Here is a 22774-nt window from a genome sequence, read left to right as displayed (position 1 = left end):
GCGGCCAGAGTGGCCGGAACATATCCTGTAGCCAACGGACATAACGGCCCGAATCAATATTCACGGGTAACATCACAACACAGCATGTAACCCTGATTACGCAGGGTACGCAGTAGTAAGCGCTGGCTATCTTGTAGACGCTGACGTAAGCGGCTGATTTGCACATCAATCCCCCGCTCCAAAGGGTTATTTTCCCGTCGGCGGGTTATCTCAGAGATTTGATCCCGGTCGAGGATCTGATTGGGATGACGTAAAAATAACGAGAGCAACGTAAATTCAATCCCCGACAACGGCTCACTCTGCTTTTGCGGATCAATAAGCTCCCGCCGGACTAAATCCAGTTTCCAGCCGTTAAAACACAAAAATCGTGCCTCAGTGCCGGGGCTTTGCACAATTTGATTACGGCGTAATAACGCCTTAACTCGCGCCAGCAACTCGCGGGCACTGAACGGTTTAGCCAGATAATCATCTGCGCCTAGCTCTAACCCAATCACTTTGTCACTTTCATCAGATGCCGCCGTCAACATGATGATCGGCACTGCCGATACTTGCCGTGCTTTGCGGCAAAGGGTGAAGCCGTCATCACCAGGCAACATGACATCCAAAATGACTAAATCCACGGACTCCTGCTTCAATGTTGTCAGCAAATGTTCGCCATCAGGTAGCGAAAGCACACGAAAATTCGCTTTAGTGAAGTATTCCGTCAGCAAGCTGCGGATCTCTTCATCATCATCAATCACGAGCAAAGTATGAGGGGACATAATGGCGCTGACCTGAGTAAACGAGTGTCGCTAAAAGACAAGCAGTGTACCGCTATAACTTGGTACGCAGCTATATGCTACCAGGTATTAACTTCGTTCTGAGAGCTGCCTCAAAACTGTTGTTCTGCTGTTTCTGTCATATGAAATCCAATGCGGGGAGCTTCGCACATTTACAGCTTAAAAGGTTTAAATAGAGGGCTTTGTTGCTTATTTAGCAATAGTGTTGTGCATTATTGTCCATTTTTCTCTCGCGTAAAAACCATTAGCATACTCAGCATTCCGGGTAGGCCGCTGTTTTGGGTTATTAGCCCCCCGTTTCACAAGGATTATATCAATGAGTAATGTATTAATTATTAACGCCATGAAAGCGTTTGCGCACTCCAAAGGGGCGCTTAACCTCACGCTCACGAATGTCGCTGCCGACTTTCTACGTGAAAACGGCCATCAGGTGAAAATCACCACGGTTGATGAAGGCTATGATATTGAAAGTGAAATTGAAAAATATCTGTGGGCCGATACCGTTATTTATCAAATGCCCGGTTGGTGGATGGGTGAACCGTGGATTCTGAAAAAATATATTGATGACGTCTTTACCGCAGGTCACGGCAAACTGTATGCCAGTGATGGCCGTACCCGTTCTGATGCCACTAAAGGTTATGGTTCTGGCGGTTTGATTCAGGGTAAAACCTACATGCTGTCAGTCACCTGGAACGCACCACTTGCAGCGTTCAATGACCCGAAACAGTTCTTCCATGGGGTGGGCGTTGACGGTGTTTATCTGCATTTCCATAAAGCGAACCAATTCCTTGGAATGGAACCTCTGCCAACATTTATGTGTAATGATGTGATTAAACAACCAGACATTGAAGGTGACATCAGCCGTTACCGTCAGCATTTAGCCGAAAACTTTAACTATCAGGCCGTTTGATTTCCTATCAGAGATAAATAGAGGCAGTAATGATTACCGTTTTTGCAGAAATCAAAGTCAAACCAGGGCGCCGTCAGGCAGTATTACAGGCAATTGAGAAGCTTATTCCGGCGGTACTGGCCGAGGAAGGTTGTGGCGGTTATGTGCCGATGGTTGACGTTCCCACCCAGCTTGACTGGCAAAAGAACTCGCCGGACTCTATTTTCATGCTGGAGAAGTGGCAAAGTGTGCATCATCTGGAGTTACATTTGCAGATGGAGCATATGCATCAACACCGTGAAGTGATTAAGGATGATGTGTTGGATGTGAACATTCACATTTTATCTTAGCCTTCTTACTTGAAGCTGCAGCGGTGTTAGCCGCTCTCACTCACCCGAATCACTTACTTGAGATTCATTCGTTTGCTGCCTTGCTGCAACTCCAATTACTTTGGCTAATACCCTTCTGGCTTGAAGTTGCAGCGGTGTTAGCCGCTAATATCTGAGCCAATGGCTCCCCTGCAACTGAATCTGCTCACTCACATAATCGAGAAAACAGGTAATCCGCGCGGCAAGTTGTGTATTGCGATAATACACCGCATTGATCGGTTGCCAGGTTTCCAGAGTTTGATCCGCCATAACTTCAACCAAATGCCCCGCCAGTTGATCTTTACGCGTCATAAAATCAGAGAGTTCGACGATCCCTTCACCCTGTAAAGCCAATAAACGTAGCGTTTCGCCGCTGGAAGCCGCTAAATTCGGGATAATCGACGAATGCCCGCCTGGCAAATGAGGTAGCGACCATTGATTAAGGAATTCAGGCTGAGTGAAACCGAGCAGACTGTGATTTGCGAGGTCATCAATAGTGTGCGGGGTACCGTGACATTGCAGATAGTCGGGGCTGGCAAGAATACGCACCCGGCTGGCACCCAGCAAACGTGCATGAATAGTGGAGTCGCGCAAAGCACCAATGCGGATCGCGATATCAGTACGTTGCTCTAACAGATCGATATTAAGATCGTCGGTATTCAGTTCAAGAATGATTTGCGGATATAAGGCGCGAAAGCCGCTGATCATCGGCACGATAACGTGCTGCATAAAGGGGGCTGCTGCATTCACTCGCAACCGACCAGCAGGCTTCAACCGCCGCAGAGCAATCTGTTCCTCAGCATCATCCACCGCGCCAAGAATCTGGCGTGCATGGCTGAGAAACAGCTCGCCCTCTTCGGTCAATTCCAACCGACGGGTGGTGCGGCGTAGCAAAGTGGTCGCTAGCTTTTGCTCCAATCGGCTCAATGCACGGCTGATACCCGATGTGGTCTGGCTACGTTGCTCTGCCGCCGCGGTAATCGAGCCGCAGTCAACTACCGAGGTAAATGCCTGCAACTCTTCTAACGTCACTTTCATCTATTAAACCCTGCCATCGATCAAACTTCGATTTCAGCGGTATCCCCTTTCTCTTGCAGCCAATTGCGCCGATCTTCGGAACGCTTTTTCGCTAACAACATGTCCATCATTGCTAGCGTTTTATCAATATCATCATCACCAATGGTCAATTGCACCAGACGGCGAGTATTCGGATCGAGGGTCGTTTCACGTAACTGCAACGGGTTCATTTCACCCAACCCTTTAAAGCGCTGAACGTTGGGTTTACCGCGTTTACGCTTCAGTTGTTCCAGAACACCGGTTTTCTCTTCTTCATCCAAGGCATAAAACACTTCTTTGCCTAAATCGATGCGATACAGTGGCGGCATCGCCACATAAACGTGACCGTTGCGCACCAACGCCCGGAAGTGACGCACAAACAGGGCGCACAGCAGGGTGGCAATATGCAAACCATCGGAGTCCGCATCCGCCAGGATACAAACTTTACCGTAACGCAGTTGGCTCAAATCTTCGCTGTCTGGATCGATACCAATGGCTACCGAGATATCGTGTACTTCCTGCGAGGCCAGCACTTCATCTGACGAAACTTCCCAGGTATTTAGGATCTTGCCTTTCAGCGGCATGATCGCCTGATATTCACGATCACGTGCCTGTTTAGCCGAACCACCGGCGGAATCCCCTTCCACCAAGAATAATTCGGTCATGCTCAGATCCTGCGAAGTACAATCCGCCAATTTACCGGGCAATGCCGGGCCGCTGGTCAGCTTCTTACGCACCACTTTTTTTGCCGCACGCATACGGCGCTGAGCACTGGAAATGGCCAATTCAGCCAGTTGTTCTGCCGCTTGTATATTCTGATTCAACCATAGGCTGAAGGCATCTTTTACCACACCGGACACAAAAGCAGCACACTGACGTGAGGAGAGCCGCTCTTTCGTCTGGCCGGCAAATTGTGGGTCCTGCATTTTTACTGACAACACATAAGCACAGCGTTCCCAGATATCATCGGCCGAAAGTTTGACACCACGGGGCAAAATATTGCGGTATTCGCAGAAATCGCGCATGGCATCCAGCAAACCCTGACGCAAACCGTTGACGTGAGTTCCGCCCTGCATGGTGGGGATCAGGTTGACGTAGCTTTCTGTCAACAGTTCACCGCCTTCTGGCAACCACAACAGCGCCCAATCAATCGCTTCAGTATCACCGGCAAAAGAGCCGACAAACGGTGCTTCTGGCAGGGTAATCAAGCCATCAACCGCTTCCATCAGATAATCGGTCAGGCCATCGGCATAGCACCAACGCTGCTCGGTATTATTCACCAGATCTTTAAAGACGATTTCTACGCCGGGGCACAACACGGCTTTCGCTTTCAGCAAATGGGATAAACGCGAAACCGAGAAACGTGGGCTATCGAAGAATGAGACATCCGGCCAGAAATGCACGCTGGTACCGGTATTGCGCTTACCGCATGTCCCGATAACTTGTAGTTCCTGCACTTTATCGCCATTTTCAAAGGCGATACTGTAGATTTGGCTATCACGGCGCACCGTGACCTCTACTCGCTTGGATAAAGCATTCACAACTGAAATGCCTACACCGTGCAAACCACCAGAGAACTGATAGTTTTTATTCGAGAATTTGCCGCCTGCGTGTAACCGACACATAATCAGTTCAACGGCGGGAACACCTTCTTCTGGATGGATATCAACAGGCATGCCACGGCCATCATCAGTCACTTCCAGCGATTGATCGGCGTGCAGAATAACGTCAATACGCCGGGCATGGCCCGCCAGCGCCTCATCGACGCTGTTATCAATCACCTCTTGACCAAGGTGGTTTGGCCGCGTGGTATCCGTATACATGCCCGGACGACGACGCACTGGTTCTAAACCGCTGAGTACTTCAATGGCATCAGCGTTATAGCTGGATTCAGTCATGGTTGATTAATATTCGGCTAATGGTTGGAAGGCTGGCGGTGACATGCCTGGTGGGCCATCTCGGCCCCAGTGCAATACCCACTGTAGTAACGATACCCAACGGTAGTAATACCAAAATTGTAGTAATACCAAACCTACTGTATCGGTGGCACATATACGGCCTGTTATCAGGCAGTCGCTAGCCCTAAAAAAGTTACAATCGGGGAGAAATAGTGATCAAAGCCAACAAAGGCATGATTTCCACCTGATTCTACTGTTTGCCGGCAAGGGGTGTAATAAGCAACCGCTTGACGGTAATCGAGGATCTCATCCCCGGTTTGTTGCAATAACCAGAGTAAATCTGGGGATTCCAACTTTTCAATTTGCATGACCTTCAGGTCGTAAATATGTCGAGACTCTAACACATATTGTTGACCTGTGTAGGGGTTCTCATTCTCGCCCAGATAATCACTGAGCAGCTCAAAAGGCCGCACTGCCGGGTTAACAACCACCGCAGGAATGCTGAAACGCTGGGAAAGCCAGGTAGCAAAATAGCCGCCCAAGGAAGAACCAACAATACCAATAGATTGCCCCGCTTTATCCATCACAATGTTTTCCAACATTTCTGCTGCTTGTGCCGGATACGGCGGTAATTGCGGTGTCAGCATCTCAATATGAGGATGGTGCTGCTGCAACCAACTTTTAAAGGTGGTTGCTTTGAGCGAACTGGGGGAGCTATTAAAGCCGTAAATATAAAGAAGCGTACTCATCAATAACCATCCGAGTCCATGTCCGGGCAGAACTCATCACTGGCTAACCGACGAACCTCAGTTTCAAGTATTCCATCAGGCAGTAAGTCGAGGTAGCGCCATCCCGGGGCCACAGTATCAAGCGTAAAATTAGTACAGTGCGGTTTGAACTGCACACAAGTAGAAGGGCTGGCCAGCAGCCGTTTACCATACCAATCGAGATCCAAATCTTGATGGATATGGCCACACAATAAGGTGGTAACACGCGGATAACGAACCAGCACTGCCGCCAACATATGCGCATTACGCAGACTGTGTTGGTCAAGCCAAGTGCAGCCGGATGGCATTGGGTGATGATGCAATAAAATCAGCGTATAGCGTTCTGGGTAAGCCACCAGACAACGCTCCATCCACTCCAACTGATAATCGCTCAGTTCACCATAAGGAACACCGAATACCTGACTGTCCAATAACAGAATTTGCCAGTTATCACCAACCAGAACCTGCTTCGAAGGCGCAATGCCTGAATCCGCCAGTGCATCTACCATCGCCGGTTGAAAATCGTGATTACCGGGTAGCCATACGCAAGGCGCCGGCAAACGGGAAATACCCTTCGCAAAATTTTGATAGGCAGCAACCGAATGGTCCTGCGCCAAATCACCGGTTGCAACAATCAGATCAAATGGATGTTGCTCAGCAATAATCGCATCCAACACAGCGCGATAACTGCGGGACGTATTCACACCCAGCAAGGTCTCATGTTCACCTGCGAAGAGGTGGGTATCTGTTATTTGTAAAATTCTGACTTTGGCCCCACTCGCCATAGGCAGTTTAAACAGGCTTTCCAAATGGTGTCCTTGTTTTTGCACCCTTCCCAACCAGAATTATCACGATTCTTCACTCTCTGTAGGCAAGGTTATAAGTCTGTCTAACAAACCGGAACTGCCACCGCTCCATGCGCCAAACAATAGCGCAACCAGTCAGCAAGAAACTGGTTAATTTGATGCTTTTCGTCCCGCTGATGCAACTTTTTATTCGGATAATCATAACTTGCTTTGAAGCGGTAGATCTGCTGACTGGCACACACTTCCGCGACCTGTGCATCATGATAAAGCCGCACCACCATCGATGGCAGGCTCCAGTGACTCACCGCAGGCTCGGTTTGCACAATCTCTACTACCGAAGTGTAGCGGGTTGACTCAATAATTGTCAGCCTATAACTGCCACCATTAACCTGATAAGCCACGTTTTCGCCCACTTCATCGACGCGAGGTATCAAACGACGCAATTGTGCGAAGTTAGTTTCACATATCCGCATCATCTCAGGGAAATCAGGTGTATAGCGCTTACTCATTATTTTTTCTCTTTATGACTGCCATTCTGCTCTCAGCGATTGATGGTGCAACGCCAACCATTGTAATGCAATGATTGAGGCTGCGTTATCAATAGCACCTTCTTCAACCCAACGACAAGCTTGTTCACGACTAACAACATGCACTCGAATATCTTCATTTTCGTCGGCCAAGCCATGAATGCCCTTCGCCGTTGTCGCATCAACTTCGCCCACCATAATAGACAAACGTTCGCTGGTGCCCCCGGGGCTGGCTAAATAGCTGAGCACCGGCTTACAGCGGCCAATGTCAATTCCGGCTTCCTCCTGCGCCTCGCGACGGGCGACCGCCTCAACGGTTTCACCCTCTTCAATCATTCCGGCTACCATTTCTAATAACCAAGGTGACGGGCTACTGTCAATGGCGGCAATCCGTAATTGCTCAACCAATACCACTTCATCACGCACCGGATCATAGGGTAACAACACCGCAGCATGGCCACGCTCGAAAATTTCACGCTTAACTTCACCACTCATTTCACCGTTAAACAGGCGGTGGCGGAATCGGTATAAATTCAGTGAAAAAAAACCACTGTAAAGTGTTTCACGTGCAATAATTTCCACATCATTCTTGTCAAAGGTCACCGGTGAAGATTGTACTGACGTCATTAACTGTTCTCCTTACTTAAGTATCCAAGCTTAATTGTGATTTTTGATGACAGCCAAACTACACAGGCTATACCCTAAATAATTAGAGTTGCAGGAAGGCGGCAATTGAGCGACAAATTGGTTGTAAACCATTTTGCACAGCGCCTGCGCTGGCCCGTAGGGTGAGGCTCATAATCCCCCATAAGCTTACATAAGTAAGTGACTGGGGTTAACGAAAGCAGCTAACGCACATGCAGCTTGCAGTATGACGGGTATACAGGATTTTAAAATAGCAGGCATAGAGTTAGCCGATAGAAATGATTTTGATAAAGATTATTTGACCAAGATAGCTCGATACAGATGAGTTGTCTGAATACTCATTTAGCTTTGTGATAGATTTAAGTAAATTAAGGCGAGATGGCACAATCAGCCACCTTATCCCATTGGCAGACTCTGATAGAATCGGCAACAATATCGTCTATCGACAGCTACCATAGTAAAATTGCCGCACAAATGCTGCACAACAAGGACTGCAAATGAAGAAACTGCTCCCCCTTCTTATCGGGCTGAGTCTGGCTGGTTTCAGTACCATGAGCCAGGCAGAGAACTTGCTGCAAGTTTATAAGCAAGCCAGGGATAGTAACCCGGATTTACGCAAATCGGCTGCTGACCGCGATGCTGCATATGAAAAAATTAATCAAGCTCGCAGCCCGCTGTTACCACAGCTCGGTTTGGGTGCAGGTTACAGCCATACTAATGGTTTCCGTGATGCATCCGATAGCCCGGATAGCAACGCGACATCAGGCTCCCTGCAACTGACTCAAACTATTTTTGATATGTCTAAATGGCGCGCCCTGACCTTACAGGAAAAGGCGGCGGGTATTCAGGATGTCACATTCCAGACCGACGAACAGGCACTGATCCTGAACACGGCAACAGCCTATTTCAACGTACTCAGAGCGATTGATAGCCTGTCTTACACCGAAGCACAGAAGCAATCGGTCTATCGCCAGTTGGACCAAACGACCCAGCGGTTTAATGTAGGTTTAGTCGCAATTACCGATGTGCAAAACGCCCGTGCCAGCTACGATACCGTGTTAGCAGCAGAAGTGACTGCCCGTAACAATTTGGATAACGCGTTGGAAAACCTGCGCCAGATCACCGGTGTTTATTATCCTGAATTGGCATCACTGAATGTGAGTCGCTTGAAGACTGAGCGCCCACAAGCAGTTACTAACTTATTGAAAGAAGCTGAAAAACGTAACCTTGCCTTGCTTTCTGCCCGTTTGAGCCAAGATTTGGCTCGTGAGCAAATTAAGTCAGCAGAAACCGGTTATATGCCGACGGTCGATTTGACCGCCTCATCTTCTGTAACCAATACACGTTACAGTGGGGGGTCACCAACCAGCCAGCAAGTGAATAATGATGCTGGGCAAAACCAAATTGGTGTGCAACTGAGTTTGCCACTGTATAGCGGCGGGGCCACCAATTCTGCGGTGAAACAAGCACAGTACAATTTCGTCGGTGCCAGTGAACAGCTAGAAAGTGCGCACCGTAGTGTGGTGCAAACTGTACGCTCCTCATTCAATAATATTTCAGCCTCCATCAGTAGTATCAAGGCTTATGAGCAGGTGGTCATTTCCAACCAAAGTTCATTAGATGCCATGGAAGCCGGATACCAGGTGGGTACCCGTACTATTCTGGATGTATTGACTGCAACGACTAACTTGTATCAATCCAAACAGCAATTAGCTGACGCGCGTTATAACTATCTGATTAATCAGTTAAACATCCAATCCGCGTTGGGGACATTGAATATGGACGATCTGATGCAACTGAATGGCGTATTGGACAAGCCAGTGCCAACTTCAGCCACCAGTCTCGCACCGGACAATGCCAACCAGAATGCTTATGCTGATGGCGAAAGTGCTCAATCAGCACCGCGTGCTACTTCTGTAAGCCAACCAGCTACCGCAGCACCAGCAGCGGCGCGTAGTGGCAATCCATTCCGTAACTGATTTTTACGGACTCGGACTCTCCGGGTGCAGCATCAGGCTGTGCCCGGTTTCTATGCCCTACGTCTTCGCTGCCAAGCACTTTTTGCCAATGAAAAAAGCGAAGCTACTCGCAGCATTTCGTATAGCTTTGTAAAGTCTGCCGCTGGCAAGCCCCCACGCTTTAATTTCGTACATCTTTCCCCTATTCTAGAGCGTACTTACTGGGAAAGGGCACAAAAGCCCTGAAATGAGATAAATAATGATGAAACGGACTCAAAACATCAATCAAGAGACTTTCCGTAAATCCTGGCGCAATTACCGTCTTGCGCCCGTAGCTTTAGCTGTCAGTGCTGTATTTATGCTGGCTGGCTGTGAAAAAACCGATGAAACCGTCTCTTTGTATCAAAATGCTGATGATTGCTCTCAGGCGAATCCGTCCAAGAGCGCGGAATGTACCACCGCTTACAACACGGCATTACAAGAAGCGGCTAAAACTGCACCAAAATATGCGACCCGCGAAGACTGTGTGGCAGAGTTTGGTGAATCTCAGTGTACTCAGGCTCCTGCTCAAGCTGGCATGGTACCAACATCTTCATCATCTTCTGGCGAAACCACGGCGGCCGCACCACAACAAAGTGGCAGTATGTGGATGCCATTAATGGCCGGTTATATGATGGGCCGGATGATGGGCGGTGGTGCAAGCCAGCCACTATTCACATCGAAAGCGCCAAATAGCCCAGCGAATGGCAAGTTTGTTGATGCGACAGGTAAAAACTTTGGTTCAGCCACCACTGGCCGCACCATGAACGTGCCAAGAACCGCCATGGCACCCAAACCTGCGGTAACCAACACTATCACTCGTGGTGGCTTTGGTGAGTCCGTGGCTAAGCAGTCTTCTATGCAACGTAGTGCCGCGACATCATCTAAAACCAGCACACGCAGCATGGGTGGTTAAGGTCTGATTAATGAAACGTTTAGCGATTAGCGAACGCCCAGACTGGCGCGAGAAAGCCACTGAATTCGGTTTCCGTTTCCACACCATGTATGGCGAGCCGTACTGGTGTGAGGATGCGTATTACGAATTCACACTGGCACAGATTGAAGAGCTGGAAGAAACTACCGCAGAATTGCATCAGATGTGTCTGCAAGTGGTTGAGAAAGTGGTGAATAGCGATCAACTGATGGCAAAATTCCGCATTCCAAAACACTGCTGGGATTTTGTTCGTAGCTCATGGAAAACTCATCAGCCATCGCTCTATTCTCGCCTTGATCTGGCCTATGACGGCATCAATCCAGCAAAACTGCTGGAAAACAATGCGGACACCCCAACGTCATTGTATGAAGCCGCCTTTTTCCAATGGTTATGGTTGGAAGATCAGATCAACGCAGGCAATTTGAGTCAGGATTCTGATCAATACAACAGCATGCAAGAGAAGTTGATTGAGCGCTTTGTCGACCTGCGTGATAACCATGGTTTTAGCTTACTGCATCTGGCCTGCTGTCAGGACAGTGAAGAAGATCGTGGCACGGTGCAATATTTGCAAGATTGCGCGCTGGAAGCAGGTCTGCCAACTGAATTCATGTTTATGGAAGAGATCGGCTTAGGAGAGAAAGGCCAATTTACTGACCTGGATAATCAGGTTATCAGTAATTTGTTCAAACTCTATCCGTGGGAGTTTATGTTCCGTGAAATGTTCTCAACCAAGTTGGAAGATGCTGGCGTGCGCTGGCTGGAACCTGCGTGGAAGAGCATAATCTCTAATAAAGCCTTATTGCCGCTGCTGTGGGAGATGTTCCCAAATCACCCTAACCTGTTGCCTGCTTACTTTGCCGAAGATGACCATCCGAAGATGGACCATTATGTCACCAAGCCGCTGTTCTCACGGGAAGGTGCCAATATCCAGATAGTGGAAAACGGTAAAGAAGTTGCCCGAGTTGACGGGCCATACGGGGAAGAAGGCATGATTGTGCAGCAATTCCATCCGCTGCCTAAGTTCGGCGACAGCTATACCCTGATAGGTAGCTGGCTAGTGAATGATCAACCCTGTGGCATTGGTTTGCGTGAAGACAGAGAACTGATTACCCAAGATCTGTCGCGTTTTTACCCGCATATTATTTTGGGCTAAGGCTGCGCATAATTTAAGGGAAAGCACTCGCTTTCCCTCAGACTGCTGACAAGGTCAAATGAAGGGGAAACACTCCGTTGGGGCTACTTTTAGTTTCAAATACAAGTGTGTAAACCGCCTGAACGCCCGTAGGAGTGGTCACCCCCTGGCTCGCTGACTTTATCAGTTCAAACCTTTCTTTTTATAACGTCGAACTATCCAATTCTTACCGACAACATACTGAGCGATCCCATCTCAATCCCATCAGTGGGAATCGAAATCGGCTCGACGCCGTCCCAGCTCCCCAACACATACAAAAGTGGTAGATAATGCTCTGGTGACGGATTAGATAGCGCAGCCCCTTCATGTTGCATAAAGTTCACTAAAGGATGGTTATCACCTTGATAGTTAAGGTTGTCTCGCACAAATTGATTGAAAGATTCAGCCCAAGGATAAGGACTGCTATCACCCTGCCATCTAACCATACGCAAGTTATGCACGACGTTTCCGCTGGCGACAATCATCACGCCCTGCTCCCGCAGCACTGCCAGCTTGCGACCTAACTCATAGTGATAAGCCGCCGGTTGCGTACCATCAATACTCAATTGCACCACCGGAATATCAGCCTCAGGGTACATTTTAATCAATACCCCCCAGCTACCGTGGTCCAATCCCCATTCACTGGTATCAGCCCGCACAACGATAGGTGCCAATAATTGCTGAACTTGTGCTGCCAGATCCGGTGAACCCGGCGCTGGATATTCGGTATCAAATAACGCCTGAGGGAATCCACCAAAATCATGGATAGTCCGAGGTTGCTCCATTGCCGTCACTGCGGTACCACGGGTATACCAGTGGGCGGAGACGGCCAGAATCGCCTTAGGACGCGGTAAAGTCTCACCCAACGTACGCCATGCCTGAGTGTGACTGTTTTCTTCCAGCACGTTCATCGGGCTACCGTGGCCGAGAAACAGTGCAGGCATACGAGAGCTGTTCATAAGAAATCCTTACTGTTAAGAGAGAAAATGGCGCTTGAAATCATAAGAAATACATTACGCGCTTTTTTTTCATTGCACAGCCAGATAACAGTGATGAAGATATTCAATAAAATTGAATGGGGAAAGTCAGAGAAGGGTTAACTTAGGGGTCAAGACATGATAGGAAATAACCGGGCCGCACTCTATTCAGGAAAATAGAGGCAACCCGGTGTTTAAACCAACACCATCAGCAGGCAATATCCATTGATATCGCCACTCTATTAGCTGGCTTTTCTTGCCTGAGACTGGAGGTAATCAGCCAGGTCATCAATTGTCACTACCGGCATATCATGCAATTTAGCGAACTCAATAACCTCTGGCGCATGGGCCATGCTGCCATCGTCATTAGTCAGTTCACACAACACACCTGCTGGCTTGTAGCCCGCCAGTGTTGCCAAATCGATAGAGGCTTCGGTATGACCACGACGCGATAATACGCCGCCTACCTGACCACGCAGCGGGAATACATGGCCCGGGCGGTTAAGATCAGCAGGTTTAGCGTTGTCAGCAATGGCCGCACGAATAGTCGTCAAACGGTCAGCCGCAGAAACGCCGGTCGTAACACCTTTAGCCGCTTCAATTGTCACGGTAAATGCCGTCTGGAACTGGCTGGAGTTATTGGTCACCATCATCGGCAAATCAAGCTGCTGGCGGCGTTCGTCAGTGATACACAGACACACAATGCCACTACCGTGGCGGATGGTCAGTGCCATTTGTTCAACAGTCATTGCTTCAGCTGCAAAGACGATATCACCTTCGTTTTCTCGACTTTCGTCGTCTAACACCATAACGCCACGGCCATTACGCAGCGCGTCGACAGCACGTTCTACACGCTCAACAGGCGTGCCAAAATCTGATAGAAGGGTCTGATTCATGGTAAAAAACCTCATTAAAATTATGGATTACCAGAATCAGGGCGGTCTTGAGGAGTAAAAGGCCACTCTTTCATATATAACATTGCTTCATATATAAATAGAAATAGCCGAAATAACGCAAGCGAGCTATAAGCCCGGCAGATACCGTTACTCTCTCCCATCCGGACTATAACCGTCGGCCCCGGAATCACACCGGGTCTGCTGACCTCTACCTTGCCCTCTTTAACAAGAGAAACAACGTGAGCGCTCGCGGGCTTTTGCACCACGACACAGATATGCCGCACCACAATTTACCGCCGGTGGGGACTTGCACCCCGCCCTGAGAATAAGCCCTATGACTATAGCGCTATTGATTCGTCTGGGCAATTACCAAAATGTAGATGTTTGGAGGTTTATACAATCAACGTGAGGCATTACACTAATAAGCAGTAATCCATCTCATTAGGGAAATATCATGATTGACCCGAAAAAAATTGAACAAATCGCCCGCCAGGTGCATGAGTCTATGCCGAAAGGAATTCGCGAATTCGGGGAAGACGTCGAAAAGAAAATTCGTCTGGTGCTGCAATCGCAATTAACACGACTGGATTTGGTTAATCGTGAAGAGTTCGACGTACAAACTCAAGTGTTACTACGCACCAGAGAAAAACTGGCGTTACTGGAACAACGCGTGACAGAGCTGGAAGCCAAATTCAACAACGTCCCAGCCGTTATTGATGATAACAGCGGTGATGACAAAACCGGCGAGTAACGCTTGGTCGCATGTCAGTAGTGATAATCAGGGCGCAGTTCGATATCGCGCCCTGAGTTTACGAGGATATCGCCGCTGGCCGCATTCTGGAAAGCAGCACCCACAATAGGAAAAACATCAGTAAAGCGTATAAGCTTTTCCAACCTATCATCACCAGCAATACACAACACAGAATACTGCCAATCACCGACATCACCCGCGAGCGCCCGCTCAATAAGCGAATCCCCGCCAGCATACATAGCAAATAAATCAGCACAAAAATGCCATTGGCATAAACAATCAGCAGGTCCAGTGGCAGCGATAGCCAATAAATCAGTAACGCAAATACCAGGCAACTCCCCACCACGGCAGTAAGTGCGTTAACCGGCGTTTGCCCGGCAGAAAGCTGCGCAAGTTTGCTTTCAGGCCGAACCTGCGCCTGCGACCACACCATGCGGGCAAAACTCTGGGTATAGATATTGACGCTGGCAAAACAGGCCAGATAGCCAATAATGCACGCTATCCACAGTGCATGCTGACCAAAAAGTTGCACTACAATGCCCGGCAACGACGCCGCAGCCGCCTGTTGTTCGCCATAAGCATGGAAATGCAACACCGCCACGGTACAGCCCCAATACACCGCACCAGCAACGAGTAAGCCAACGATCAGTGCGCGTGGGAAATCACGTTCGGGATGGCGGAATTCTGTCGCCAAATGTGCAAAGGCTTCTAATCCGACAAAACACCAGAACATTACGGCCAACGCGTTGAACATATTCGGCGGAGAAATATCTTGTAGCTTTGGCCAAGGTATCTGTGATGGATGAATCTCACCCTGCCACCAAATAGCCACCACCAGCGCAATGACCAGTAATGCTATCAATGTTTGCACATTGGCGCTGGAACCTGCACTGCGCGTGCCAAGCAACCAAATAACCAGCAAAGTGACCAGTTGCACCATCAGCAACCCAGTATCGCTCCAGCCGAATGTTGCCTGCCAGAAACCGGCAGCAATTTGCAAGGCGGCGGGTAAACCAACAGGAATAACAGACAAGAATAGCCAACCAGTGACATTCCCCAACTTCGGGCCAAAGGCCATTGTCACAAAGTGGGCCGCCCCTGCGGCACTAGGGAAATGGCGGCCTAGCGCAGCAAACGCGATAGCAATCGGGAAAACCAGTATAATTAATATCGGCCAGGCCCATAGACTGTCGTCTCCGGCCAGCATCGCCGCCAATGCAGGAACGGCAAAAACGCCCGTTCCCAGCAGTGAAGTGGACAGCAACCCGACTCCCTGTGCCAGACTCAACTCCTGTTTTAGTCCACCCACCTACTAGCCTCGGCCATTCTTGATTGACTGAATAATATTGGTGGTGGAAACTCCATCTTCAAAATTCAGTACTTTAACCTCACCGCCTGCGGCCCAAACCTCGGCACTGCCCGCGATCTCATCCGGCTTATAATCACCACCTTTTACCAGCAAATCCGGCAGAATATCGGCAATTAAGCGCTGCGGCGTATCTTCTTCAAACGGCACCACCCAATCCACAGCTTCCAACGCACCTAATACAATCATGCGCTGATCAAGTGGGTTAACTGGCCGTTTTTCGCCTTTCAAGCGTTTGGTAGAGGCATCGCTGTTCACTGCCACAATCAGGCGGTCACCCAGCTTACGGGCGTTAGCCAAATAAGAGACATGACCCGCATGGAGAATGTCAAAAATGCCATTGGTCATGACCACTTTTTCACCACGCTGACGGGCCTGCGCAACGGCTTTTTTCAGTTGTTGCTCATCCATCACCCCAAAACCGGTTTCCGCACGACCACGGATGGCATTTTCCAGCTCAATCGGTGAAACCGTTGAGGTACCTAACTTACCAACAACGACACCGGCGGCAGCATTAGCCAGGAAGCATGACTCTTCAAGCGTATTACCCGCAGCCAGTGCCGCAGCCAATACCCCAATCACCGTATCACCCGCACCGGTCACATCGAACACTTCCTGCGCCTGAGTGGGTAGATGTAATGGGGGTTTCCCCGGTTGTAGCAGTGTCATCCCTTGTTCGGAGCGAGTCACCAACAGAGCTGAAAGCTCAAAGTCAGCCACCAGCTTCATGCCACGGCTGACCAGTTCTTCTTCATTTTTACAGTGACCGACGACGGCTTCAAATTCAGATAAGTTAGGGGTTAACAGTGTTGCGCCGCGATAACGCTCAAAATCGCTGCCTTTAGGATCGATAAGTACTGGAACTTTCGCATTACGTGCCAGTTGGATCATCGGCTGCACACTGTTCAATGCACCTTTGGCATAATCGGATAACACCAGTGCGCCAATCTGTGGCAGCGCCTGCTGGATGCGATCAAAGATAGGTTGCGGATCAACACCGTCAAAACCTTCTTCAAAATCCAGACGGATCAACTGCTGATTACGGGAAAGTACCCGCAATTTGGTAATCGTTGGATGGGTAGGCACCGAAACAAAGTCGCAGCGCACCTGTACTTCATTCAGCTTGTTGGTCAGCGCCCGCGCAGCATCGTCGATGCCGGTCAACCCAACTAAACGAGAGATAGCGCCAAGGGATGCGATGTTCATCGCCACGTTTGCAGCACCACCGGGGCGCTCTTCGATGGTATCAACTTTAACAACTGGCACCGGTGCTTCTGGTGAGATCCGGCTGGTTGGCCCATACCAATAGCGGTCTAACATGACATCACCAACGACTAATACACCGGCGCGGCGAAAATCAGGCAGCGTGACTTTCATACGTTAGCCCCCCAAAGTGAGCTGTTATTAACCCCGAAAACACACATCTCTTCGCTCCAATTTTGTGTTTGTTATACTCTAAATAATTCGAGTTGCAGGAAGGCGGCAAGCGAGTGAATCCCGACGAGCTTACTTATTTCTTAAGGTCAAGACCAGTAAGTGATTCGGGCGATTGAGCGCGGCCAACACACATGCAGCTTGAAGTATGACGAATATATGTGGTGCCGGATAATATCACAGACACCTTGCATACTATTAATAACCGACGTACCCAGTCATAACGGGCACTGCTGCACTTTATCTTATTCGCTGGCAACAATATCTGACGTCACCAGCCATTTTCGCCAACTGGCAGCAACTTGCTCTCTTTCGGTGATAAAACTGTCAGCAGAAACCTTACTGGATAGCTCCTGCAATGCCAGGTGATGAATCTCATCACGCATGGTGACATAAGCACGGGTCAGTGCTGCTGCCTCTTGCGGTGCCATGATGTCGTAATTAGCCATCAACTCAAAAATGCGTACATTATCTGACCAACGGGTCAACCGTGGCTCGCTGGCCGCATAGCGCAACACCAGATATTGCGCGATAAACTCAATATCGGTAATCCCCCCCTCATCAGCCTTAATATCAAAGATACCACGCTGTTTGCTGCCCAGATGGTTGCGCATTTTCTCTCGCATTTCGCGCACTTCCTGCTGCAATTGTGGGTCTTCTCGGTGGCGGCACAGAATTTGCTGGCGGATGGTATCAAACTGTTGATGCAATTGAGGATCACCATAAACGATGCGGGCGCGAACCAGTGCCTGATGCTCCCAAGTCCAAGCCTCATGCTGTTGGTAATCGGCGAAAGCTTCAACGGTGCTGACCAGCATGCCCGCCTCACCTGATGGCCGTAGGCGAGCATCCACTTCATATAAAATGCCTGACGAGGTGCGGGTGCTGAACAAATGCATCACCCGCTGAGCCAAACGCAGGTAGAACTGACGGCCGTCGATGCTACGCTCGCCATCAGTCATCACATCCAGCGGGCAATCGAGCAAGAACACCAGATCCAAATCTGAGCTGTAACCTAGCTCCCAGCCCCCCAACTTGCCATAACCAATCACGGCGAAACCACGGCCTTCTCGCTGCTGTAGATGGCTCGGCTGGCCATAGCGAGCCACCATCTGCCCCCAGGCTTGCTGAATAACCGCATCAATCATGGCCTCTGCCAGATAAGTTAAGTGATCGCTCACTTTCATTACCGGCAGTGCCTCGGTGATATCACCAGCAGCAATACGCAATTGCTGGGCTTGCTTAAATTGACGCAACGCCTCGAGTTGCTGCTCTTCGTCATCCTCCGGCACCCGCAATAAGTATTGGCGCAATTCATCGCGATAAGCACCGGGTTCCAGTGGTTGATAGAACGATTGCGGATCAAGCAACTCATCCAATAACAGCGGGTAGCGGGCCAATTGACTGGCCACCATCGGCGAGGCAGAACACAGGCGAATAACATGTTTTAGTGCCGCATGATATTCCACCAGTAATTCGAGATAAGTGGTGCGGGTAAGGATACTGAGCAGCAACTGAATCAAGCGGCTGAGGGCGACATTGGCGTCCGGGCGCGAGCAAACCTCGGAGAACAAGCGCGGCATCAGTTGATCCAGCACCTCACGGCCCCGAGGACCAATGGTGCGTTTATCAACGTCATGGCGGAAATCATTAATCGTCGTCAACAACTGCCGGCGGGCTGGTTCGTCTAAATGTGGCGTCAAAGGGGCTAAATCACTCTCTTCGAGCACATCCTGCCATAAGCTTTTATACAAACCATGACGAGGATCTTCACCGATATCGGGAGTATCATCGCCAATCAGGTCGTCAAATACCAACCGTACCGCCTGCATATGGTGTTCCAGTGCAGCACTCATTTCTATCCAGTCGGTATACCCCATGCCCCAAGCCAATCGGGCCTGATTCAGTGCATCACCGGGTAACGTTTGGGTTTGCTCATCAGCAATAGCTTGCAGCAGATTTTCCAAACGGCGCAAAAACAGATAACTGCTGCTGAGGTCGTTCACTTGTTGTGGTGGCAATAAACCCAGCTCGGCGACTGCCTGCAACGTCGGCAGTAAAGCCCGCTCTTGCAGGCGCGGTTCACGGCCGCCACGAATAAGCTGAAATACCTGCGTGATAAATTCGATTTCACGAATACCGCCGGCCCCCAGCTTAATGTTGTCTTTCAGGCCACGCCGCCGGACCTCACGGGCAATCATCCCTTTCATGTTACGTAGCGATTGGATCACGCTGAAATCGATATAGCGGCGGAAGACGAAGGGCCGCAGCATCTGGCGCAGCTCTTTACTGTAGTGGTCTTCAGCCCCGCCCATCAAACGTGCCTTAACCATCGCATAGCGTTCCCAGTCGCGCCCTTGCTCTTGGTAATAATCCTCCAGCGCGGCAAAACTCAGTACCAGCGGGCCACTGTCACCAAACGGGCGTAGACGCATATCCACCCGATAGACAAAACCATCAATGGTTTGCTGACCCAACGCTTTAATCAGCCGTTGCCCCAAGCGGGTAAAGAACTGGGCATTATCCAACTGGCGACGCCCACCCTGGGTCTGGCCGTTTTCTGGGTAGGCAAAAATCAGATCGATATCAGAGGAGAAATTTAGTTCACCGCCGCCTAACTTACCCATGCCCAAAATCAGCAGCGGCTGCGGTACCCCCTCGGCATTAGAGGGGGTACCGAACTCACGGCAACAAGCCTGGTACAGCCAATCGCGCGCCGCCAAAATCAGGCTTTCAGCCAACCCGCTCAGTTGTTGCAAGGTCTCAGTAGTCACACTGGTTTGCTGTGTTTGTGACCAGGCGATGCGCACCATCATCCGGCGGCGAAACAGCCGCAATGCGGCTAATAATGCCGCTTCGTCATGTACCTCGGCCAACGCCAGATTTAACCATTGTGGATAAAATTGCCACTCCTGCGGTTGCGGGGGTTGCTGATGCAACTCCTCCAGCCACTCAGGGTGAATCAGTAACATATCACTGACAAAATCACTCAACGCCAGCACAGAGATATCTTCCTCGTGTAAATCTGGCGGAGCCGGTAACTCATAAAAGCGCTGTCGTATATTCTGCGCCTGAATCTGTAAATCCGAAGAGAGTGGCAACATAAAGCATTCCTCAAGCTGCTATCTATTAACTAGCAGCACCGTTCAACCAAAAGGCTGCCTGCGCAAGCGCTTCCTTACGGGCGGTATCACGCCAGTGACCCTGACGGTGCATAATCTCCTGCTGTAAACCAAACCAGCCATCGATATACGGCAACCATTCACTCTGCGGATAGAAGCCTGAGAGCAATTGGAAAGACATGATCTGCCGGTTCAAGCGAGGGAGTTGCGCCAAATAACCATCGTCATCCAGATGCTGGCCAAAAGCGTCTTTCAGATCAGCAGCGCTGCGGCTCAACATGATGTCGCAGAAGCGTTTGAATGACCCTTCAAACTTGGTCTGTGCTTTGGCATCCATAAATGGCCGCCAGCCAGAGGTAACCAGCCAAGATGTGAGCGCTAACTTACATTTTAGGTAATCACTGCTATAGCAAAGCTGCTCAGCATCGACATTCTTCGGTTCTAACTGCGGTTCAAGCGCCAGCAGCCCGGCACGCAATTCAGTACTGGCTTTGCGCGGGACCAAACCACCAAAAATAGCTAATGACTGACGCACCATTGCCAATGCTTCAATGATCATAGCTTTAGCGGCCGGTTCGCCACGTAACCACAGCTCTTCATGGTATTGCCAATGGTCCAGGGCCATCTCCAGCCCTGCGACCATACCTTGCTCAACGGTGGATTTGGCCGCTGGCTGCAACACCAGTAACGGGCGCAATTCACGAGGTGGATTGCCTTGTGCTAAATGATAGCCACGGGCTGCTTTACTCAGATTGCCCTGCCGTAAACCGCCAATTTGTGCCAGTTCTGCGGCCAATGCCAGCAAATCTGCCTGATTGCCTTTTTTCAGTTCCAGCTCAATTTCGTGCAAGGGTTCCGACAGCTCACCGGCACTGATAGTGCCTTGATCAACAGCAAGCTCTATCTCGCTCTCGCCGTAAGTAATTACCCACTTCTCTCGAGTAAAATCCGTACGGAATAGCGGCTGTAGTTCTGCTTGTAATGTCTCAATCACCCAACCGTTCGGCCAGATATCGGCAGGGAAACGCGCCAAATCCAATTGGTCACTATCAATATCAACATTGTATTCAGGGCGTTGATGTAAACCACCGACCACTTTACCGCCGGTCTTAACCGTCATTTCGTAACGGCCATCATAACCACGGATACGTAAGCCAATATCATGTTGGCGCAGCCGCTTATCGGCAGTTTCAAAATAGATATTGGTCAGCGTCTGCGGCGCAGAATGCTGGCTTCGCCAGGATGTAAGCCGCTCGGGCAAAGCGGCAATGGCCGCAGGAGTAGCAATAAATTTTAATTCTATTTCAACGGTCATAATTTCATTCACACCGGTATGTTGCGAGTTTACGGGCATTATGCCTCTTTCGCGGCGGTTTGCCTGTTTTACACAGACTTCGCTATTTTACACAAAAAAACCGCGTGGCTACCCCGAGTCAGCCTCTATTTTAACAGGTCTGCCATAAGGCTTCATAAGACAAATTTTCAGCGTGGTTAAAATGAACAACAAAGTGGCTAAAGCCGCGCTGGCTATGAGAGTAAGATAGTTCTCATTCCGGTTTATGCGTTGCGTCGGCAAACTGAACACACTACTATCGTTCCATAAATTCACTCATAAATGACTCTCTAATGCTGAAAATACGCCTAATTTGCCTCGCGATGCTAAGTCTCAGTATCTCCTGGGGCGCGCACGCTGAAGAAAAACGCTACATCTCTGATGAGCTGGATACCTACGTTCATAGCGGTCCCGGTAACCAATACCGTATTGTTGGCACGTTAAAAGGCGGAGATGAAGTCGCCCTGATAAGTGTTGATGACAGCACAAATTACGGTCAAATCCGCGACAGTAAAGGGAAAACCACCTGGATCGCGCTGAATCAATTGAGTGAAACGCCAAGTCTGCGTATTCGGGTACCGGACCTTGAACAACAAGTCAAAATCCTGACAGATAAGCTGGCTAATATTGATAATAGCTGGAATCAGCGCACTGCTGAAATGCAACAGAAGGTCGCGGCCAGCGACAGCGTAATTTCCGAGCTGCAAAAAGAAAACGAGTCACTAAAGAATCAGTTAGTGGTTGCTCAGAAGAAAGTCAGCGCTGTGAATCTGCAATTAGATGACAAACAGCGTACCATTATCCTGCAATGGTTTATGTACGGCGGCGGTGTTGCCGGTATCGGCCTGCTCCTTGGTCTGGTACTGCCACATCTGATCCCAAGCCGTAAAAAGAACAATCGCTGGATGAACTGATAGCCGTTTAATAAGACTGTAAAATCGACGCGTTTGGCTGCCCGCCAGGGTGGCCTGGTTGTTTAATCTATTCTCATCCCCAACTATACTGAAACAAGCCTTTGTCGCCAGGCGGTAAAGTGTGATTCAAGTGAGCAGCTAACA

General features: G+C 49.6%; 20 protein-coding genes, 1 pseudogene and 1 riboswitch. Of the genes and pseudogenes, 7 read left to right on the top strand and 14 right to left on the bottom strand.

Annotated elements, in window-relative coordinates; all coding sequences use genetic code 11:
- Positions 1–53: 53 nt before the first annotated feature.
- Positions 54–764 (bottom strand): DNA-binding response regulator, encoded by a 711-nt coding sequence (locus A6J66_019920; protein ID PNM26232.1) that lies wholly within the window; start codon positions 762–764, stop codon positions 54–56.
- A 331-nt stretch (positions 765–1095) separates the two neighbouring features.
- On the opposite strand from A6J66_019920, the gene A6J66_019915 reads away from it, so the two are divergent.
- Complete coding sequence (locus A6J66_019915; protein ID PNM26231.1) at positions 1096–1689, top strand: flavodoxin family protein; 594 nt, start codon at positions 1096–1098, stop codon at positions 1687–1689.
- Positions 1690–1718: 29 nt separating this feature from the next.
- On the top strand, positions 1719–2018 hold the full coding sequence (locus A6J66_019910; protein PNM26230.1) for an antibiotic biosynthesis monooxygenase: 300 nt from the start codon (positions 1719–1721) through the stop codon (positions 2016–2018).
- Between the two features lie 144 nt (positions 2019–2162).
- Here A6J66_019910 and A6J66_019905 read toward each other — a convergent pair whose 3' ends face one another.
- The 7 genes and pseudogenes from A6J66_019905 to A6J66_019875 form a co-directional block, all read right to left on the bottom strand.
- Positions 2163–3074, bottom strand: a complete 912-nt coding sequence (locus A6J66_019905) for a LysR family transcriptional regulator (protein PNM26229.1) — start codon at positions 3072–3074, stop codon at positions 2163–2165.
- 20 nt (positions 3075–3094) lie between these two features.
- Positions 3095–4990: a DNA topoisomerase IV subunit B gene (parE, locus tag A6J66_019900; protein ID PNM26228.1), complete on the bottom strand. Its 1896-nt coding sequence runs from the start codon at positions 4988–4990 to the stop codon at positions 3095–3097.
- A 167-nt stretch (positions 4991–5157) separates the two neighbouring features.
- Positions 5158–5742, bottom strand: a complete 585-nt coding sequence (locus tag A6J66_019895; GenBank protein ID PNM26227.1) for an esterase YqiA — start codon at positions 5740–5742, stop codon at positions 5158–5160.
- Positions 5739–6566 (bottom strand): 3',5'-cyclic-AMP phosphodiesterase, encoded by an 828-nt coding sequence (locus A6J66_019890; GenBank protein PNM26226.1) that lies wholly within the window; start codon positions 6564–6566, stop codon positions 5739–5741. The genes A6J66_019895 and A6J66_019890 overlap by 4 nt, the downstream gene beginning before the upstream one ends.
- 80 nt (positions 6567–6646) lie before the next feature.
- Positions 6647–7072, bottom strand: a complete 426-nt coding sequence (locus tag A6J66_019885; GenBank protein PNM26225.1) for a hypothetical protein — start codon at positions 7070–7072, stop codon at positions 6647–6649.
- Positions 7073–7084: 12 nt separating this feature from the next.
- Positions 7085–7717 (bottom strand): ADP-ribose diphosphatase, encoded by a 633-nt coding sequence (locus A6J66_019880; GenBank protein PNM26224.1) that lies wholly within the window; start codon positions 7715–7717, stop codon positions 7085–7087.
- A 30-nt stretch (positions 7718–7747) separates the two neighbouring features.
- Positions 7748–7980: pseudogene (locus A6J66_019875) on the bottom strand (hypothetical protein).
- A gap of 252 nt (positions 7981–8232) precedes the next feature.
- Between A6J66_019875 and A6J66_019870 the strand changes: the two are divergent.
- The 3 genes from A6J66_019870 to A6J66_019860 all read left to right on the top strand — a co-directional run bounded on the left by A6J66_019870 (position 8233) and on the right by A6J66_019860 (position 11819).
- On the top strand, positions 8233–9714 hold the full coding sequence (locus A6J66_019870) for an outer membrane channel protein TolC (GenBank protein PNM26223.1): 1482 nt from the start codon (positions 8233–8235) through the stop codon (positions 9712–9714).
- A gap of 241 nt (positions 9715–9955) precedes the next feature.
- Positions 9956–10648, top strand: a complete 693-nt coding sequence (locus A6J66_019865; protein ID PNM27086.1) for a DUF1190 domain-containing protein — start codon at positions 9956–9958, stop codon at positions 10646–10648.
- A 10-nt stretch (positions 10649–10658) separates the two neighbouring features.
- Entirely contained in the window at positions 10659–11819 is a 1161-nt protein-coding gene (locus tag A6J66_019860; GenBank protein ID PNM26222.1) for a glutathionylspermidine synthase family protein, read from the top strand.
- A gap of 194 nt (positions 11820–12013) precedes the next feature.
- Here the strand turns inward: A6J66_019860 and A6J66_019855 are convergent, their stop codons facing one another.
- Both A6J66_019855 and ribB read right to left on the bottom strand, forming a co-directional pair.
- On the bottom strand, positions 12014–12796 hold the full coding sequence (locus A6J66_019855) for a 4,5-DOPA dioxygenase extradiol (GenBank protein ID PNM26221.1): 783 nt from the start codon (positions 12794–12796) through the stop codon (positions 12014–12016).
- 260 nt (positions 12797–13056) lie between these two features.
- On the bottom strand, positions 13057–13710 hold the full coding sequence (gene ribB, locus A6J66_019850; protein ID PNM26220.1) for a 3,4-dihydroxy-2-butanone-4-phosphate synthase: 654 nt from the start codon (positions 13708–13710) through the stop codon (positions 13057–13059).
- Between the two features lie 145 nt (positions 13711–13855).
- A riboswitch (FMN riboswitch) is annotated at positions 13856–14041 on the bottom strand.
- A gap of 123 nt (positions 14042–14164) precedes the next feature.
- Between ribB and A6J66_019845 the strand changes: the two genes are divergently transcribed.
- Complete coding sequence (locus A6J66_019845; GenBank protein ID PNM26219.1) at positions 14165–14461, top strand: hypothetical protein; 297 nt, start codon at positions 14165–14167, stop codon at positions 14459–14461.
- 58 nt (positions 14462–14519) lie between these two features.
- Here the strand turns inward: A6J66_019845 and A6J66_019840 are convergent, their stop codons facing one another.
- From A6J66_019840 to A6J66_019825, 4 genes are all read right to left on the bottom strand, one after another.
- On the bottom strand, positions 14520–15770 hold the full coding sequence (locus A6J66_019840; GenBank protein ID PNM26218.1) for an L-methionine/branched-chain amino acid transporter: 1251 nt from the start codon (positions 15768–15770) through the stop codon (positions 14520–14522).
- A gap of 3 nt (positions 15771–15773) precedes the next feature.
- Entirely contained in the window at positions 15774–17204 is a 1431-nt protein-coding gene (locus A6J66_019835; GenBank protein ID PNM26217.1) for a bifunctional D-glycero-beta-D-manno-heptose-7-phosphate kinase/D-glycero-beta-D-manno-heptose 1-phosphate adenylyltransferase HldE, read from the bottom strand.
- 302 nt (positions 17205–17506) lie between these two features.
- Complete coding sequence (locus A6J66_019830; protein ID PNM26216.1) at positions 17507–20365, bottom strand: bifunctional [glutamate--ammonia ligase]-adenylyl-L-tyrosine phosphorylase/[glutamate--ammonia-ligase] adenylyltransferase; 2859 nt, start codon at positions 20363–20365, stop codon at positions 17507–17509.
- A 25-nt stretch (positions 20366–20390) separates the two neighbouring features.
- A complete protein-coding gene (locus tag A6J66_019825) occupies positions 20391–21698 on the bottom strand; it encodes an inorganic triphosphatase (GenBank protein PNM27085.1) in 1308 nt (435 codons plus the stop codon).
- 311 nt (positions 21699–22009) lie between these two features.
- Here A6J66_019825 and A6J66_019820 point away from each other — a divergent pair, with 311 nt between their 5' ends.
- Complete coding sequence (locus A6J66_019820) at positions 22010–22630, top strand: TIGR04211 family SH3 domain-containing protein (protein ID PNM26215.1); 621 nt, start codon at positions 22010–22012, stop codon at positions 22628–22630.
- The last annotated feature ends 144 nt before the right edge of the window (positions 22631–22774 follow it).

It is taken from the genome of Yersinia enterocolitica, from assembly GCA_002082245.2.
In the GTDB taxonomy this organism is placed as follows: domain Bacteria; phylum Pseudomonadota; class Gammaproteobacteria; order Enterobacterales; family Enterobacteriaceae; genus Yersinia; species Yersinia enterocolitica_E.
Note: the sequence above shows the minus strand (reverse complement) of the source record. Positions and strands in the feature narration are given on the sequence as shown.